Below are 14,742 nucleotides of genomic sequence, written 5' to 3'. Positions count from 1 at the left end.
CTCAGGAGTAAATCTGCTCGAGGGAGATGCCCCGTTCCTTGGCGGTTTCCTTGTGGGTGCGGAGCGCCTGCAGCGCCTCGATGGCGGCGCGGGCATTGTTGAGGGGCGTCTTGCTGCCCAGGCGCTTCGCCAGCACGTTCTTGATGCCCGCGAGCTCAAGCACGGTGCGGATGGAGCCGCCTGCGATCACGCCGGTGCCCGGGGCGGCCGGGCGCATGAGCACGCTGGCAGCGCCATCGAACCCACGGCTCTCGGTGGGAATCGAGCTGGTGCGGGTGAGCGGAACCTTGACGAGGTGCTTCTTGCCGTCGGCCACGCCCTTGCGGACGGCACCGATGACATCGCCGGCCTTACCGACGCCCACACCCACCTGACCGCGTTCGTTGCCGACCACGATGATGGCGCGGAAGCTCATCTTCTTACCGCCTTTGACGGTTTTGGAGACCCGGCGGATCTGGACCACACGCTCCTGCCATTCGGAGTCGCGCTCCTGACCGCCGCGCCGCCCTTCACCACGGCGACCACCGCCGCTGCCGCCGCGACGATCGCCGCCTTTGCCGCCACCGCCACCGCGCCGCTGTTCGGGCTGGCCTTCAGCCGCCGCTGGCACGTCGCTGGACTGGATCGTTTCGTTGATTTCGGTCATGGTTGGATCCGGTTCAGAACTGAAGGCCCGCTTCACGGGCAGCGTCGGCAAGGGCCTTGACACGGCCGTGATAGAGGTTGCCGCCACGATCGAACACCACCTGTTGAATGCCTTTGGCGAGGGCACGTTGGGCCACCAGTTGACCCACGGCCACGGAGGCATCGCAGGTGGAGCTGGCGGTCAGGCTGGTGCGCAGATCTTTGTCGAGCGTCGAAGCGGCACAGAGCGTGCTCTGTGCGTCGTCGTCGATGACCTGGGCGTAGATGTGATTGTTGGAGCGGAACACAGCCAGCCGCGGACGGGCGGCGGATCCGGTGAGATGGCGACGCAGACGGCGGTGACGCTTCTGGGTCTGGGCTTTGCGGGAAACGGTGGACATGGGAGTGGAGGGGTGGGACGCTCAGGCAGGCCTCATTTCTTACCGGTTTTGCCGGCCTTGCGCAGAATGCGCTCGCCCTCGTACTTGATGCCCTTGCCCTTGTAGGGCTCAGGAGGACGAATGGCGCGGACCTTGGCCGCTTCGTTGCCGACCAGTTCCTTGTCGAAACCGGAGACCAGCACCTGGGTGTTGCCCTCCACGGTGAAGACGATGCCTTCGGGGGGCACCACTTCGACCGGGTGGCTGTAGCCGGCGCTCACCACGAGCTTCGTACCCTGAACCTGGGCCCGGTAGCCCACGCCCACGATTTCGAGCTTGCGGGTGAAGCCTTTGCTCACCCCTTCGACCATGTTGGCCACCAGCGTACGGCAGAGTCCGTGGCGCTCCCGCGAGCGGCGGGTGGCTGTGGAAGGGGCAACAACGAGCGTGTTGTCTTCCTGGCGAATCTGGACACCTTCAGGGAGGGTGCGGTTCAGTTCGCCTTTGGGCCCCTTGACATGGACCGAGAGGCCGTTGAGGCTCACGGTCACCTTGTCGGGGATCGGGATCGGTGCTTTACCAATACGTGACATGAATCAACTCCCTTTTCAGTAGATGTAGCAGAGGACTTCACCGCCGACACCCTGCTTACGGGCGTCACGGTCGCTCATCACACCCTTGGAGGTGGAAATGATCGCGACGCCGAGACCACCCAGCACCTTGGGGAGTTGACGTGTGTTCTTGTAGATCCGCAGACCCGGCTTGCTGACGCGCTTGACGGAGCGGATCGTGGGCTGACGATGCTTGCCGCTGTATTTCAGCTCAAGAACGAGATGCCTTTGCACCCCTTCACCTTCTTCGCTGATCTGGGCAATGAACCCTTCCTGCTGCAGCACTTTGGCGATGCTGTGCGACAGGCGGGAAGCAGGCACCTTGGTGGTCTGATGCTTTTTCTCACTCGCATTACGAATGCGGGTGAGCATGTCTGAAATCGGGTCGTGGTTGGCCATGTTGGGGGTCCGAAGAGGGCTCAGTTGCTGCGGAACGGCATTCCCATCTCGCGGAGGAGGGCCCGGCCCTCTTCGTCGTTACGGGCACTGGTCACGATGGTGATGTCCATGCCCCGGATGGCATCGATCTTGTCGTAGGAGATTTCCGGAAAGATGATCTGTTCCCGGACTCCAAGGGTGTAATTCCCCCGTCCATCGAAACTCTTGGGGCTCACACCGCGGAAATCGCGGATGCGGGGCAAGGCCAGATGGATCAGGCGCTCAAGGAAGGCATACATCCGGTCACCACGAAGGGTCACGGCGACGCCGATCGGCATGCCCTGGCGGATCTTGAAGCTGGCGATGGCCTTCTTGGCACGGGTCACCACCACCTTCTGACCGGTGATCGTGGCCAGTTCAGCGATCGAAGCCTCAAGGGCCTTGGCGTTCTGGGCGGCCTCGCCGAGACCTCGGTTCACGGTGACTTTCATCACCTTGGGAACCTCATGAATGTTGGAGAGGCTGAGATCCTTCAGCAGCTTGGGCTGGATCGTCTCCCGGTAGCGCTGTTTGAGTGACATGGCGGGGTGGGGGAAATTCGCTTCTGGGCGTTGTCAGAAGGCGGACAGGAACGGGGAGTGCAGGGACGGGCGGGGGAGGTGACTCCATGGCCGAGGCCACCGAATCGAGGATGTGCTCAATCGAGCAGTTCGCCGGTCTTGGTGAGGCGGCGCTTCTTGGTGCCGTCGGCCTGGATGGCAATGGCGACACGGCTGGGAACGTTCTGGCTGGTGGAGAACACCATCACATTCGAAGCATGCACAGAGGCTTCTTCCGTGACGATCCGGCCGGTTTCGCCTTCCTGGGTGGGCTTCACGTGACGGGTGCGCAGGTTGATCCCCTGCACCACCACGCGGTTCTCATAAGGAAGGGTGCGCAGGACTTCACCGGTTTTTCCCTTGTCCTTGCCAGCGATCACCTTGACGGTGTCACCTTTGCGGATGCGCATCTTGACCCGCTTGGCGGGCCGTGGCTGGGGTGTTGCGGCGGCCATTTCAGATCACCTCCGGGGCGAGTGACACGATCTTGGTGAAGTTGCGCTCGCGCAGTTCACGGGCGACCGGACCGAACACACGCGTGCCCTTCGGGTTGTTGTCGTTGCCGAGGATCACGGCGGCGTTGTCGTCGAAGCGGATCGAGTTGCCCGTGTCGCGGCGCAGCGTGGCGCGGGTGCGCACCACCACAGCCTTGACGACGTCCGACTTCTTCACCCCCATGTTGGGCATGGCGTCTTTGACGGCAGCGACGATCACATCGCCGACGTGGGCATACCGGCGGTTGGTGCCCAGCACACGGATGCACTGGATGCGCTTGGCGCCGCTGTTGTCAGCGACATTGAGGAAGGTTTCCTGCTGAATCATGGTGTGACCTCCTCAGCTCGCGCCGGATGGGGTGAGAACTTCCGCCACCGCCCAGCGCTTGGTGCGGCTGAGGGGACGGGTTTCGGTGATGCGGACGCGATCACCGACCCGACAACGGTTGTCTTCGTCGTGGGCCTTGTAGCGGGTGGTGCGGCTGACAGTCTTTTGATAGATGGGATGGGGGAAGCGGTTCTCCACCGCGACCACCACCGTTTTTTCCATCTTGTCGCTGACGACGGTGCCGACCCTTTCCTTGAGTGCCATGGGGTGGTGGGGGATCAGGAGGCGGAGGGAGCGGAGCGTTGCCGCTCCTGCTGCACCGTCAACAGCTGAGCCAGCTTGGTGCGGCTCTGCTTGAACAGGTGCGGTTGCTCCAGCCGGCGGGTGGCCCGCTGGAAGCGAAGGTTGAACAGTTCACGGCGGCAACCGCCGATCTGTTCGACCAATTCGGCATCGGTGAGGGTTCGCACCTCGGCGATGGCAGGACGTGCCATGTTCAGGACTCCAGGGCGAGAGAGGGTTCGGGGGAAGCTTCCGGCTCCTGGTCGGCCAAGGCGAGGAACTTCGTCTTGACCGGCAGCTTGTACTGCGCCAGGCGCATGGCCTCCTTGGCGATGGCCGGGGTGATTTCAGGCCCGCCCATCTCAAAGAGAATCCGGCCGGGCTTGATCACCGCCACCCAGAATTCAGGGTTGCCTTTACCGGAACCCATACGGGTTTCGGCGGGGCGCATGGTGACCGGCTTGTCGGGGAAGATCCGGATCCAGATCTTTCCTCCCCGCTTGACATAGCGGGTCATCGCCCGACGACTGGCTTCGATCTGGCGAGAAGTGATCCAGCCACATTCCTGGGCCTGGAGGGCAAACTCACCGAAGGCAATCGTGTTGCCCCGGGTGGCGACGCCGCGCATGCGACCTCGCTGTTGTTTGCGGAATTTGACGCGTTTGGGACTCAGCATGGTTCAGGCCTCCTGATCACTCCTCGTTCGAGCGGTCTTCGAACTGTTGGGGCCGCCGGCTGCTCCGGCGCCTGGGTGCTCCACCAGCGGGCAGTTGCTCCTTCTGCCCAGGAAGCACCTCTCCTTTGAACACCCAGACCTTGATGCCCAGCACCCCGTAGGTGGTGGTGGCCACCTTGGTGGCGTAATCGATGTCGGCGCGCAGCGTGTGCAGGGGCACGCGACCTTCGCGGGTCCATTCCGTCCGGGCGATTTCGGCGCCGTTGAGACGACCGCTCACCTGGATTTTCAGCCCGAGCACACCGGCCCGCTGGGCGCGCTGCACCGTCATCCGCATGACGCGGCGGAAGGCGACCCGCTTTTCCAGTTGCTGAGCGATGTATTCGGCCAGCAGGTAGGCGTCAGCGTCGACCCGCTCCACCTCAACGACATTGATGCGCACCTGGCGCTGGCGGTCGCCGAGCGTGGTCTGGATGCCGGCACGAAGCTCTTCGATGCCGCTGCCCTGGCGGCCGACCAGCACGCCGGGGCGTGCCGTTTTGAGCTCCACTTCGAGTTGATCGGCCTTGCGGGCGATCAGCACGTCGGAGATGCCGGCGCTGGCGTATTTCTTGTGGATGAAGCGACGAATCCGATCGTCTTCCTGGAGAAGAATCGGATAGGTCTTGCTGGGGGCATACCAGCGGGAGCGGTGGTCCTGGGTGATCCCCAGGCGCAATCCGGTTGGATGGATCTTGTGTCCCATCGGGCGGTGTCCTCGGGGGTCAGGCGGAAGTGGACGCCACAGCAATGCTGATGTGGCAGGTTTGTTTCTTGATCGCGTAAGCCCGCCCCTGGGCGCGGGGACGGAATCGCTTCAGGGAAGGACCCATGTCGGCGATCGCGGTGCTGATCACCAGGGAAGCGGGATCAAGACCAAGGTTGTGTTCCGCATTGGCGACCGCCGAACGGAGCACCTTGGTGATCGGTCCGGTGGAGCGGTAAGGCATGAACTCGAGCAGGATCAGCGCCTCGCGATAGGAGCGGCCGCGGATCTGGTCGAGCACCCGGCGCACCTTGGAAACGGATCCGCGGATGTAGCGGCCGTGGGCGCGGGCTTCTGAGCTGGGGGAAGGGTTGGCCATGGTGTGTCGCTCCTTAACGGGCACCTTTTTTGTCTTTGATGTGACCCCGGAAGGTGCGGGTGGGGGCGAATTCCCCCAGCTTGTGGCCCACCATCTGCTCGGTGACATACACCGGCACGTGGCTCTTGCCGTTGTGAACGGCAATCGTGTGGCCGATCATCATCGGCAGGATGGTGGAAGCCCGCGACCAGGTTTTGATCACGGTTTTGTCGCCAGCGCTGTTCTGCGCTTCGACCTTGCGCAGCAGGTGGTCGGCGACGAATGGTCCTTTTTTGAGTGAACGTCCCATGGCGGTTTAAGCAGACAGCAAAACAGTGTTGACCATCAGGAATCCCGTCCGCCACGGCTCCGTTTGGAGGTGCGGCGACGTTTCCGCAGGACAAACCGATTGCTGGGTTTGTTCCGCTTCCGGGTTTTGAGGCCCAGGGCCGGTTTGCCCCAGGGGGTGACCGGGCCGGAGCGGCCGATCGGTGCGCGGCCCTCACCACCACCGTGGGGGTGGTCGCAGGGGTTCATCACACTGCCGCGCACTTCGGGGCGACGCCCCAGCCAGCGCTTGCGACCGGCTTTGCCGAGGCTCGTGTTGCGAACTTCAGCGTTGCCCACTTCACCGAGGGTGGCGTAACACTCCCGGCGCACGAGACGAACCTCGGTGGACGGCAGCTTGAGGGCGACGTAATCACCTTCCTTGGCCATCACCTGGGCGCTGGCGCCGGCGGTGCGCACCATCTGGCCACCACGTCCGGCATAAAGCTCGACGTTGTGGACAGCGGAGCCCAGAGGAATTGAGGAGAGCGGCAGGGCATTGCCGGTTTCAATCGGGGATCCGGGGCCGGACACCACCGTTTGACCGACTTCAATGCCTGCAGGGGCAAGGATGTAGCGCTTCTCACCATCGGTGTAGAAGAGCAGAGCCAGACGCGCGTTGCGGTGCGGGTCGTAGTGGATGGCGGCCACGCGGGCCTCCACGCCGTGCTTGTCGCGGCGGAAATCCACCAGGCGATAGAGGCGCTTGTGGCCACCGCCACGGTGGCGGCAGGTGATCACGCCCCGGTTGTTGCGGCCTTTGCGGCGGTGCTTGGCCACCACCAGGCTGCGTTCGGGCTTGCGCTCAGTGACTTCGCTGAAGTCGCTGGCGACCCGGGTGCGGGTGCCGGGGGTGTAGGGACGGTAGTTGCGGATTGCCATAACGATTCAGAACCCTCAGGCCTCGGGGAACAGCTGGATGGCATTGCCTGCGGCGAGCCGCACCACCGCCTTTTTCACCTGGGCGCGCTTGCCGGCGAAGCGTCCGACCCGCCGGGCACGGCGAGGGGGATTCATGGTGCTCACGCCGATGACGCGCACATCGAAGAGGTGCTCGACGGCGGCCTTGATGTCGGGCTTGGCAGCCCTGGGGTCCACCTCAAAGGTGTACTGGTTGAGTTCGAGCGCGCGGGTGGCTTTCTCGGTGATCAGCGGGCGCCGGATCACATCCGCCAGCCGGTTGGCGAAACGTTCAGTCATCTCCGTAGACCTCCTGGATCTTGGCGAGAGCTTCCTCGCTGAGCACCAGCTTCCTGGCGTTGAGCAAGTCGAAGACATTCAGCTGATCGGCGGCGATCAGTTTCACGTTTTCGAGGTTGCGGACCGACAGGCGGACCACATCGGTGGGGGCATCCAGCACCAGCAGCACCTTGGCGCCGGCGGGGATGTCCCAGCGCTGCAGAGCAGCGACGATTTCGCGGGTTTTCGGCTGCTCCAGCGCCGCGCCGAAGCCTTGCACCACCACCATGTCGGCGGCCCGGCTGATCAGGGCGGTGCGCAGTGCCAGGCGACGTTCCTTGCGGTTCATCGCCAGGCTGTAGGTGCGGGGCTTGGGCCCGAACACCACGCCGCCACCGGGGCGGAGCGGGGTGCGGATCGAGCCCTGGCGCGCACGACCCGTTCCTTTCTGTTTGTAGGGCTTGCGGCCGCCACCACGCACTTCGGCGCGGGTGAGGCTGCTGGCCGTGCCCTGGCGGGCGTGGGCGAGCTGGCGCACGACCGCGCGCTGCAGCAGGCCGCCGGCCGAGGCTTCCTTGGCGACCCTCAGATCAAGGCTGGCCTTGCCGGCTTCCTTGCCCTGCCAATCACGAACGACACAGTTGACCATGGCTGACATCCTCAGTTCGCGACCTTGTCACCGACCCGCCGAGCGGGTCGGATGTTGAGCAGGGCGCCGGGCTTGCCGGGCACCGAACCCTTCACCACCAGCAGGTTGCGCTCGACATCCACCTTGAGAATGACGAGACCCTTGGTGGTGATCTGCTTGCCGCCGTAGCGGCCTGCCATCCGTTTGCCGGGGTAGACCCGACCGGGGGTGGTGCCGGCGCCGGTGGATCCGGGTTCGCGGTGGTTCTTGGAACCGTGCGTCATCGGACCGCGGCTGAAGCCGTGGCGCTTCTGGTAACCACTGAAACCGCGGCCGATCGTGTCACCGCTGACATCGACTTTCTGGCCGGGCTCGAAGCCTTCGACCGTGATCGTGCCACCGAGTTCGAGGCCTTCGACAGAATCGAGCCGGTATTCGGTGAGGTGCCGCAGGGGCTCACTGCCGGATTTGGCCAGGTGACCCGCAGCCGGGCGGTTGACGAGCTTCTCGCGAATGTCGCCAAAGCCGATCTGAGCGGCGGTGTAGCCGTCGGTGGCAGGGGTTTTGAGTTGGGTGATGCGGCAGGGGCCCGCCTCGATCACGGTGACCGGGATGGACTTGCCGTCGGGGGCGAAGAACTGGGACATGCCCAATTTCTTGCCGAGGATGCCGATGGACATTGGGGGAAGAACGCCAGCAGGACCACGGCCGAGACCATCCGGAGATGACGGGCCGCCTGGAGGCTGAATCGATGAACGCGCTGGATCCGCTTGACTGGATCCCGTGGAAACGGAGCATCCGGCCATGGCCTGACGGGCAGGCAGGGCCGGGGGCTAGCGGTGGGCGAAACAGCAGGCTGAGACTTTTCCGTCGGGCCGTAGCCGGAGGACGGCGAGTTTCCCGTCGGCGGTGAGGCAGCAGAGCTGCTCGTTGCCGAACTGGCCGGGAGGATCCACCGACAGCGGTGGACCCGCGCAAGGTTCCGGAGGCCCGGCTAGCGGACGGGCACAGAACACATGCACAAGAATCCACAGTACCGCATGGTCCGACCCCCTATTCCTGAAAGCGTCCTGCCAGACTGCCGCCGTTCCTGGCATTGCCCTCCATGCCGCTCCTTCTTACCGGCCGTCGCTTTCGGGAGGATCTGGAGAAGGCTGGTGCCCTGGCCCTCTATGCCCCCCTGGAAGGTGGTGCGGAGACACGGCTGATGCGGCGTCTGCGCGCCGCCGGCTACCGCGCACAAATGACTTCAGCCCGCGGCCTCGGTGATCCCGAAGTGTTCCTGCTCCAGTCGCATGGCATCCGTCCGCCGCACCTTGGCCACCACAGCGTTGGCAATGCCGCTGCCGTCGGTGACGTCCAACAGGTGATGCCCCAGCTCGGCCCCCTGCTGGAAGGCACCAAACCGATCCTGCTCTGGCTGCTGGAAGCCCAGGTGCTCTCCGCCGCAGAGCTCTCGGCCCTGTGCGGGCTCACCCAGAGGGAGCCGCGCCTGCGCATCGTGGCGGAAATGGGTGGCTCGAGGTCGCTGCGCTGGCATCCGCTCGATCAGTGCGTTGCCGCCTGAGCAGGCGCTGCGCTCCGGCCGCTGGGTCAAGTTGATCTGCGGCGCCAGCAACCAGGATCTGGCTGCGATCGTCGATCTCTGCGGCATCTACACCCTGGCGGGTGTTCAGGCGATCGATGTGGCTGCCGATCCCGCTGTGGTGGTGGCAGCGCGGCGCGGCATCGCCTGGGGTCTGGAGCGCTCCGCTGGCGGCTGTCCCCCCTGGCTGATGCTGAGCCTCAGCGATGGCGCCGACCCCCATTTCCGCAAGGCCCACTTCGATCCGGAGCGTTGTCCGCCGTCCTGCCCCCGACCCTGCGCGCGGGTGTGCCCGGCCCTGGCCATCGGCGAGAGCGGCGGTGTGATCGACGAGCGCTGCTACGGCTGCGGCCGCTGCCTGCCGGCCTGCCCCCTCGGCCTGATCGCGGCCAGGGAGCATGCGCTGCCGGCGGAGGCTGTGACCCCTCTGCTGGAAGCGCTGCGGCCGGATGCGGTGGAGATTCACACCCAGCCGGGCCGAGGCGCCGCTTTCGCTCAGCGTCTCGACCAGGTGGTGGCTGCGCGACTGCCCCTGCAGCGCCTGTCGGTGAGTTGCGGCTGGGAAGCGCCCTCCAACGGCCGCAGGCAGGCGGTGGCTGACGGCGTGGACGGTTCAGGTGCGGAATCTGCAGGCATGGAACGTCCAGGGGTGGAGGGTCTGGCGGCGGAGCTCTGGCAGCGGTTCGCGCGCCTTAGAGCGGCGGGGTTGCGGCCCCTCTGGCAGCTCGATGGCCGGCCGATGAGCGGCGATGTGGGGGACGGCACGGCCCATGCCGCGGTGCGGCTGCTGGCGGCGCTGCGGCCCTGGGCACCACCGGGGCCCCTGCAACTGGCGGGTGGCACCAACGGCCACACCCTGGAGCTGCTGCGTCGTCTGGCGGGCTCGGCGGCGGAGGCGCGGCGCCTCAGCGCCGGTGTGGCCTTCGGCGGGATGGCGCGCCGTCAGCTGCAGCCGCTGCTGGTGGAGGCCGAGCGGCGGGGCACACGGCTGCTCGACGATGCGGACCTCTGGACCGAGGCGCTTGCAAGGGCCCGGGCGCTGGTCGGCCCGTGGCTGGCTTCCTGATGGCTAGAACGGCAGTCCTGGAGTGATGGGTCATGCAAGCTCCCGACGCTGCCCCCCTCGCCCTGGCTCACGCCGGCGCCCCTGAGGTCGCCCTTTCGCCGCAACGGGTGACCGACGATCTCGAAGCGCTGCTGGCGGTGCTGCCGGAGCGGGTGCGCGAGGCCTTCGCCGCCGCGGAGAGCCGCGACCAGCTGCTCGAGGTGGTGCTGGATCTTGGTCGTTGTCCTGAGGCCCGCTACCCCGGGCGCGCCATTGCCCTCACCGATCAGCCGATCGACCGCTCGGACCTGGCGGCCGTGGTGGAACGGCTCGGCCATTTCGGCGGCGACAACCGGGCGGGCATCGAGCGCACCCTGCACCGCATCAGCGCCATCCGCAACCGCACCGGCGATGTGGTGGGTCTCACCTGCCGGGTGGGCCGCGCTGTGTACGGCACGGTGGCGATGGTGCGGGATCTGCTGGATTCCGGTCAGTCGCTGCTGCTGATGGGGCGTCCCGGTGTCGGCAAGACCACGGCCCTGCGGGAGATTGCCCGTGTGCTGGCGGACGACCTGGAACGCCGCGTGGTGGTGATCGACACGAGCAACGAGATCGCCGGCGACGGTGACATTCCCCACCCCGCTATCGGCCGGGCCCGCCGCATGCAGGTGGCGCGCCCCGAGCTGCAGCATCAGGTGATGATCGAGGCGGTGGAGAACCACATGCCGGAAGTCATCGTGATCGATGAGATCGGCACGTTGCTGGAGGCTCAGGCGGCCCGCACGATCGCCGAACGGGGGGTGCAGCTGGTGGCCACGGCCCACGGCAATGAGTTGGCCAACCTGATCAAGAACCCCACCCTCTGCGACCTGATCGGCGGCATTCAGTCGGTCACGCTCGGTGATGAGGAAGCGCGGCGGCGCGGCTCCCAGAAGACCGTGCTGGAGCGCTGCGCCGACCCCACCTTCCCGCTGGCGGTGGAGATGCACAGCCGCAGCCGCTGGCTGGTGCACCGTGACGTGGCCCGCACGGTGGATTTCCAGCTTCGGGGGCAGCCTGCCCGCCCCCAGGTGCGCGAATGCGATGCTTCCGGCCGCGTGCGGCTCGAAGACGCGGCCACTCCTCCGGCCCCACCCCGCTTGACGCGCGCGGAGCCATCAGCGCCACGCCGCGAGCTACGGCGGCCGGATCCGGCCCCGCCCCTGGCGCCGGTGCCGCTGCCCGACTTATCCATGCCCGCACCGCACCGGCGCCCAGCGGTGGAGCCGGCAGCGACGACCCTGCGCCTGTTCAGCTGCGGCATCAGCGCTGCGCTGCTGGATCAGGCGGTGCGCAGCCGCCGCTATGCCGTTGAGCAGGTTGTTGATCTGGAGCAGGCGGATGCGGTGCTCACCGTGCGCAACCAGCTGGGCCAGGACCCGGAGGTGCGGCGGCAGGCCCAGCTCCACGGTGTGCCGATCCTGGTGATCAAGTCCGACAGCCTGCATCAGATCCAGCGAGGTCTCGAGCGGCTGCTGCGGCGGCGCCAGCCGGATGGGGTGGCGCCGCTGCAGGTACTGCCGGACGACGCCTACGGCGCCATGGAGGAATGCCGTCTGGCTGTGGAACAGGTGGTGGTGCCCCGCGGCTGCCCGGTGGAGTTGCTGCCCCGCAGCGCCCGCGTCCGCCAGATTCAGGCGGAGCAGGTGCGCCGCTATGGATTGCGCTGTGCCGAGTTCGGCAGCGGCGGGGAGCTGCGGTTGCGTGTGTTCCCGCGCTGAGCGCTGCCATCAGCTGCCGTGATCCCTGTCGGCACAGCGAGAGATTGACGAAGGACGGCTCGCTGTGGGTAACTATCTGGATCCCGGGCGTCGGGTGTTCCACTGCGTTGGCGGCCTGCGGGCCCTCTTCCCCGGACCACCCCACAACTGCGCGTTGGGCCGTCGCCAAGTGGTAAGGCAGCGGGTTTTGGTCCCGCCATTCCTAGGTTCGAATCCTAGCGGCCCAGTTCTGACACTCCTTTGAGCTCCCCTGTGTCCTCCAGCCCCCTGCTGGTGTTCGATTTTGACGGGGTGCTGGTCGACGGCATGGCCGAGTACTGGTGGAGCGCCCGCCGGGCTGCTCTGCGGCTGCGCCCCGACCTTCAGCTGCCCGTGTCGGCGCCGCCCGGCTTTGCCCAGCTGCGGCCTCTGATCCACAAGGGCTGGGAGATGGTGCTGCTGGCCGCTGAGCTGGGCCGCGACGACCATCGGCTCAGCGACACCCTGGCTGACTACGGCGGTGCTCTGGACCGTGCTCTGGAGCGCTGGGAGTGGCATCCCTCCCAGCTGCAGGAGGTGCTGGAGCTCGTGCGCCGCGAGGCCATCGCCACCGACCGCAGCGCCTGGCTTGCACTGCACCGCCCCTACCCCGGCGTGCCGGAGCGGCTGCGGGCCCTGAGCGGCGAGGCGGCCGATTGGGCGGTGCTGACCACCAAGGGGGCGGCCTTCGCCGCTGAGCTGCTCTCTGCCGAGGGCCTTGAGCCCTGGCAGCTGTTCGGTCATGAGCAGGGGCCGAAGCCGGAGGTTCTGCTCCAGTTGCGGTCGCTGAACAGGCCGATCTGGTTCATCGAAGACAGGCGCCCCACCCTGGAGCAGGTGCGGGCCACGCCGGGATTGACCTCCGTGCGCTGCTTTCTGGTGTCGTGGGGGTACTTGCGCGCGGCTGATCTGACCGGCCTGCCGCCGGGCATCGCCCTGCTCCGCCCGGAGCGGTTCGCGGCCCCCTTGGCGACCTGGCCCTGATCCGCTAGCGTACGCCTGTACTAATTCCTGTCCGGCGCGCCGGCCTGATACGTCCACCCGATTCGGTGGCACCTGTGCCTTTGAGGCCGCAGGATGTCCCGCTTCGGACGTCTCGATCAGCGGCCTGTTCTCTCACCCACCGTTGACCATGCCTGCCGACCCCAAGAGCACCGACCTCAGGGCCGCTCATCCCCGCTCCGCCGCCGCCGGATCGTCGGCCGCCGCCCTCGGTTCCGCCGCCGCCGCCCGCGACAAGGCCCTTGACCTCGTACTCGGTCAGATCGAGCGCAACTTCGGCAAGGGTTCGATCATGCGCCTCGGGGATGCTTCCCGCATGCGGGTCGAAACCGTTTCCACCGGCGCGCTCACTCTTGATCTTGCCCTCGGTGGCGGCTATCCCAAGGGCCGGGTGGTGGAGATCTACGGCCCCGAGAGTTCGGGGAAAACCACGCTCACGCTGCATGCGATCGCCGAAGCCCAGCGCCGTGGTGGCGTGGCGGCCTTCGTCGACGCCGAGCATGCCCTGGATCCGGTCTATGCGGCGGCCCTCGGGGTCGATGTGGAGAACCTGCTGGTCTCCCAGCCGGACACCGGCGAAATGGCGCTCGAGATCGTGGATCAGCTGGTGCGTTCTGCGGCCGTCGACATCGTTGTGGTCGACTCGGTGGCGGCGCTCACCCCACGGGCGGAGATCGAAGGGGAGATGGGCGACCTGGCGGTGGGCAGTCAGGCCCGTCTGATGAGTCAGGCCATGCGCAAGATCACCGGCAACATCGGCAAATCCGGCTGCACGGTGATTTTCCTGAACCAGTTGCGGCAAAAGATCGGGGTGACCTACGGCAACCCGGAAACCACCACGGGAGGCAACGCGCTCAAGTTCTATGCCTCGGTTCGCCTCGACATCCGCCGCATTCAGACCCTCAAGCGTGGCACCGAGGAGTACGGCATCCGGGCCAAGGTGAAGGTGGCGAAGAACAAAGTGGCGCCCCCCTTCCGCATCGCTGAGTTCGACATTCTCTTTGGCCGCGGCATCAGCACCCTGGGCTGTCTGCTGGATCTGGCCGAGGAAACGGCCGTGGTGGTCCGCAAGGGTGCCTGGTACAGCTACGAGGGCGACAACATCGGCCAGGGGCGCGACAACACCATCACCTGGTTGGAGCAGAACCCCACCCAGAAGGAGGCGATCGAAGCGATCGTGCGCCGCAAGCTCACCGAAGGCGCCGATGTGACGGCCAATTCCGTCAAGCCCCTGGCGGCGGCGGCGGCAAAGCTGGCTGCGGCTGAGGCTGAGGCCGACGACGGCTCCGACGCGGATGACGCCGTGGAGGTGGCTGGTCTGGCTGCGCGCTGAGGGCAGGCCGCAGGCCCAGCCCCACCATTCCAGCCGTATCAGCGGGGCGGGGGATTGAAAGGGTGATTCGGGCATCGACAGAGAGCCCGGATCGCCCCAGCGTGGTGCGGAAATCCAGGTGAAGTCTCGACGGCAACGAGAGCCAGCTGCGGCCAGCCATCGGCCTGAAAGCTGGCCGCAGCTGGAACGCTCCCTCCGATTCCCAGTCAGCTGTCCAGCTCACCGGTCCAGTGCTGAGGCGTCCTGGGCCTCGCCTGGGCTCAATTCAGCCTTCCGAAGAACCAGCCTTTCGGTCAGTACACGAGCAGCTCTGCAGCTCAGAAGTTGAGCAGAGGCGTACACCCGTGGGTCGACTGTCCCCAGAACGCCAGCGGCTCATCCGCTCAGCCG

22 protein-coding genes and 1 tRNA gene are annotated in these 14,742 nt (G+C 66.3%); 6 read left to right on the top strand and 17 right to left on the bottom strand.

Translation table 11 applies throughout. The features are described 5' to 3' along the window. Position 1: 1 nt before the first annotated feature. From rpsE to rplC, 17 genes are all read right to left on the bottom strand, one after another. Positions 2-646, bottom strand: coding sequence for a 30S ribosomal protein S5 (gene rpsE, locus ACWJI3_RS10215; protein ID WP_480203624.1), 645 nt, complete (start codon positions 644-646; stop codon positions 2-4). Between the two features lie 13 nt (positions 647-659). Further along, positions 660-1,025, bottom strand: a complete 366-nt coding sequence (rplR, locus tag ACWJI3_RS10210) for a 50S ribosomal protein L18 (RefSeq protein WP_094514283.1) — start codon at positions 1,023-1,025, stop codon at positions 660-662. Positions 1,026-1,057: 32 nt separating this feature from the next. Beyond that, on the bottom strand, positions 1,058-1,597 hold the full coding sequence (gene rplF / locus ACWJI3_RS10205) for a 50S ribosomal protein L6 (protein ID WP_094514279.1): 540 nt from the start codon (positions 1,595-1,597) through the stop codon (positions 1,058-1,060). A gap of 15 nt (positions 1,598-1,612) precedes the next feature. Continuing rightward, on the bottom strand, positions 1,613-2,014 hold the full coding sequence (gene rpsH, locus ACWJI3_RS10200) for a 30S ribosomal protein S8 (RefSeq protein WP_094514276.1): 402 nt from the start codon (positions 2,012-2,014) through the stop codon (positions 1,613-1,615). Positions 2,015-2,034: 20 nt separating this feature from the next. Further along, positions 2,035-2,574, bottom strand: coding sequence for a 50S ribosomal protein L5 (gene rplE, locus ACWJI3_RS10195; RefSeq protein ID WP_094514273.1), 540 nt, complete (start codon positions 2,572-2,574; stop codon positions 2,035-2,037). A 116-nt stretch (positions 2,575-2,690) separates the two neighbouring features. Then, the gene (gene rplX / locus ACWJI3_RS10190; protein WP_094514269.1) at positions 2,691-3,047 is read right to left on the bottom strand and encodes a 50S ribosomal protein L24; all 357 of its coding nucleotides are present in this window, start codon (positions 3,045-3,047) and stop codon (positions 2,691-2,693) included. Between the two features lies 1 nt (position 3,048). Next, positions 3,049-3,414: a 50S ribosomal protein L14 gene (gene rplN, locus ACWJI3_RS10185; protein WP_094514267.1), complete on the bottom strand. Its 366-nt coding sequence runs from the start codon at positions 3,412-3,414 to the stop codon at positions 3,049-3,051. Positions 3,415-3,426: 12 nt separating this feature from the next. Continuing rightward, a complete protein-coding gene (gene rpsQ, locus ACWJI3_RS10180) occupies positions 3,427-3,678 on the bottom strand; it encodes a 30S ribosomal protein S17 (RefSeq protein ID WP_094514265.1) in 252 nt (83 codons plus the stop codon). A gap of 14 nt (positions 3,679-3,692) precedes the next feature. Next, the gene (rpmC, locus tag ACWJI3_RS10175) at positions 3,693-3,908 is read right to left on the bottom strand and encodes a 50S ribosomal protein L29 (protein WP_094514264.1); all 216 of its coding nucleotides are present in this window, start codon (positions 3,906-3,908) and stop codon (positions 3,693-3,695) included. A gap of 2 nt (positions 3,909-3,910) precedes the next feature. Next, the gene (rplP, locus tag ACWJI3_RS10170; protein ID WP_094514261.1) at positions 3,911-4,372 is read right to left on the bottom strand and encodes a 50S ribosomal protein L16; all 462 of its coding nucleotides are present in this window, start codon (positions 4,370-4,372) and stop codon (positions 3,911-3,913) included. 16 nt (positions 4,373-4,388) lie between these two features. Then, a complete protein-coding gene (gene rpsC / locus ACWJI3_RS10165; protein ID WP_094514258.1) occupies positions 4,389-5,117 on the bottom strand; it encodes a 30S ribosomal protein S3 in 729 nt (242 codons plus the stop codon). Between the two features lie 19 nt (positions 5,118-5,136). Then, positions 5,137-5,496, bottom strand: coding sequence for a 50S ribosomal protein L22 (gene rplV / locus ACWJI3_RS10160; protein ID WP_094514255.1), 360 nt, complete (start codon positions 5,494-5,496; stop codon positions 5,137-5,139). Positions 5,497-5,509: 13 nt separating this feature from the next. After that, on the bottom strand, positions 5,510-5,785 hold the full coding sequence (gene rpsS, locus ACWJI3_RS10155; RefSeq protein WP_006173352.1) for a 30S ribosomal protein S19: 276 nt from the start codon (positions 5,783-5,785) through the stop codon (positions 5,510-5,512). A gap of 35 nt (positions 5,786-5,820) precedes the next feature. Next, the gene (gene rplB / locus ACWJI3_RS10150; protein ID WP_094514251.1) at positions 5,821-6,684 is read right to left on the bottom strand and encodes a 50S ribosomal protein L2; all 864 of its coding nucleotides are present in this window, start codon (positions 6,682-6,684) and stop codon (positions 5,821-5,823) included. 15 nt (positions 6,685-6,699) lie between these two features. Then, positions 6,700-7,002 (bottom strand): 50S ribosomal protein L23, encoded by a 303-nt coding sequence (locus ACWJI3_RS10145; protein ID WP_094514247.1) that lies wholly within the window; start codon positions 7,000-7,002, stop codon positions 6,700-6,702. Continuing rightward, positions 6,995-7,630 (bottom strand): 50S ribosomal protein L4, encoded by a 636-nt coding sequence (gene rplD, locus ACWJI3_RS10140; protein ID WP_094514242.1) that lies wholly within the window; start codon positions 7,628-7,630, stop codon positions 6,995-6,997. Before rplD ends, ACWJI3_RS10145 begins: the two co-directional genes overlap by 8 nt. 11 nt (positions 7,631-7,641) lie before the next feature. Beyond that, positions 7,642-8,289 (bottom strand): 50S ribosomal protein L3, encoded by a 648-nt coding sequence (gene rplC, locus ACWJI3_RS10135; RefSeq protein ID WP_094514239.1) that lies wholly within the window; start codon positions 8,287-8,289, stop codon positions 7,642-7,644. 425 nt (positions 8,290-8,714) lie between these two features. On the opposite strand from rplC, the gene ACWJI3_RS10130 reads away from it, so the two are divergent. The 6 genes from ACWJI3_RS10130 to recA all read left to right on the top strand — a co-directional run bounded on the left by ACWJI3_RS10130 (position 8,715) and on the right by recA (position 14,352). Further along, positions 8,715-9,176, top strand: coding sequence for an NAD(P)H-quinone oxidoreductase subunit N (locus tag ACWJI3_RS10130; protein ID WP_094514235.1), 462 nt, complete (start codon positions 8,715-8,717; stop codon positions 9,174-9,176). Next, positions 9,124-10,260, top strand: coding sequence for a Light dependent period protein LdpA domain-containing protein (locus ACWJI3_RS10125; RefSeq protein ID WP_233133107.1), 1,137 nt, complete (start codon positions 9,124-9,126; stop codon positions 10,258-10,260). The genes ACWJI3_RS10130 and ACWJI3_RS10125 overlap by 53 nt, the downstream gene beginning before the upstream one ends. 32 nt (positions 10,261-10,292) lie before the next feature. Beyond that, entirely contained in the window at positions 10,293-11,999 is a 1,707-nt protein-coding gene (locus ACWJI3_RS10120; protein WP_480203623.1) for an AAA family ATPase, read from the top strand. A 155-nt stretch (positions 12,000-12,154) separates the two neighbouring features. Further along, positions 12,155-12,226 (top strand) — tRNA-Gln (locus tag ACWJI3_RS10115). A gap of 25 nt (positions 12,227-12,251) precedes the next feature. Continuing rightward, complete coding sequence (locus ACWJI3_RS10110; RefSeq protein ID WP_480203622.1) at positions 12,252-13,001, top strand: HAD family hydrolase; 750 nt, start codon at positions 12,252-12,254, stop codon at positions 12,999-13,001. Positions 13,002-13,149: 148 nt separating this feature from the next. Continuing rightward, the gene (recA, locus tag ACWJI3_RS10105) at positions 13,150-14,352 is read left to right on the top strand and encodes a recombinase RecA (protein WP_094514224.1); all 1,203 of its coding nucleotides are present in this window, start codon (positions 13,150-13,152) and stop codon (positions 14,350-14,352) included. The last annotated feature ends 390 nt before the right edge of the window (positions 14,353-14,742 follow it).

The sequence above is a fragment of the Marcopretia estuarina LEGE 06307 genome, from assembly GCF_056633115.1.
Note: the sequence above shows the minus strand (reverse complement) of the source record. Positions and strands in the feature narration are given on the sequence as shown.

What these genes read in the sequence shown, in the direction of transcription:
- rpsQ (WP_094514265.1), bottom strand. Translation starts at nt 3,678, where the DNA reads ATGGCACTCAAGGAAAGGGTCGGCACCGTCGTCAGCGACAAGATGGAA.
- rpsC (WP_094514258.1), bottom strand. Translation starts at nt 5,117, where the DNA reads ATGGGACACAAGATCCATCCAACCGGATTGCGCCTGGGGATCACCCAG.
- rpsE (WP_480203624.1), bottom strand. Translation starts at nt 646, where the DNA reads ATGACCGAAATCAACGAAACGATCCAGTCCAGCGACGTGCCAGCGGCG.
- rplC (WP_094514239.1), bottom strand. Translation starts at nt 8,289, where the DNA reads ATGTCCATCGGCATCCTCGGCAAGAAATTGGGCATGTCCCAGTTCTTC.
- rplR (WP_094514283.1), bottom strand. Translation starts at nt 1,025, where the DNA reads ATGTCCACCGTTTCCCGCAAAGCCCAGACCCAGAAGCGTCACCGCCGT.
- recA (WP_094514224.1), top strand. Translation starts at nt 13,150, where the DNA reads ATGCCTGCCGACCCCAAGAGCACCGACCTCAGGGCCGCTCATCCCCGC.
- rplD (WP_094514242.1), bottom strand. Translation starts at nt 7,630, where the DNA reads ATGGTCAACTGTGTCGTTCGTGATTGGCAGGGCAAGGAAGCCGGCAAG.
- rplP (WP_094514261.1), bottom strand. Translation starts at nt 4,372, where the DNA reads ATGCTGAGTCCCAAACGCGTCAAATTCCGCAAACAACAGCGAGGTCGC.
- rpsS (WP_006173352.1), bottom strand. Translation starts at nt 5,785, where the DNA reads ATGGGACGTTCACTCAAAAAAGGACCATTCGTCGCCGACCACCTGCTG.
- ACWJI3_RS10130 (WP_094514235.1), top strand. Translation starts at nt 8,715, where the DNA reads ATGCCGCTCCTTCTTACCGGCCGTCGCTTTCGGGAGGATCTGGAGAAG.
- rpsH (WP_094514276.1), bottom strand. Translation starts at nt 2,014, where the DNA reads ATGGCCAACCACGACCCGATTTCAGACATGCTCACCCGCATTCGTAAT.
- rplN (WP_094514267.1), bottom strand. Translation starts at nt 3,414, where the DNA reads ATGATTCAGCAGGAAACCTTCCTCAATGTCGCTGACAACAGCGGCGCC.
- rplB (WP_094514251.1), bottom strand. Translation starts at nt 6,684, where the DNA reads ATGGCAATCCGCAACTACCGTCCCTACACCCCCGGCACCCGCACCCGG.
- rpmC (WP_094514264.1), bottom strand. Translation starts at nt 3,908, where the DNA reads ATGGCACGTCCTGCCATCGCCGAGGTGCGAACCCTCACCGATGCCGAA.
- rplX (WP_094514269.1), bottom strand. Translation starts at nt 3,047, where the DNA reads ATGGCCGCCGCAACACCCCAGCCACGGCCCGCCAAGCGGGTCAAGATG.
- ACWJI3_RS10120 (WP_480203623.1), top strand. Translation starts at nt 10,293, where the DNA reads ATGCAAGCTCCCGACGCTGCCCCCCTCGCCCTGGCTCACGCCGGCGCC.
- rplE (WP_094514273.1), bottom strand. Translation starts at nt 2,574, where the DNA reads ATGTCACTCAAACAGCGCTACCGGGAGACGATCCAGCCCAAGCTGCTG.
- rplF (WP_094514279.1), bottom strand. Translation starts at nt 1,597, where the DNA reads ATGTCACGTATTGGTAAAGCACCGATCCCGATCCCCGACAAGGTGACC.
- rplV (WP_094514255.1), bottom strand. Translation starts at nt 5,496, where the DNA reads ATGGCCAACCCTTCCCCCAGCTCAGAAGCCCGCGCCCACGGCCGCTAC.
- ACWJI3_RS10145 (WP_094514247.1), bottom strand. Translation starts at nt 7,002, where the DNA reads ATGACTGAACGTTTCGCCAACCGGCTGGCGGATGTGATCCGGCGCCCG.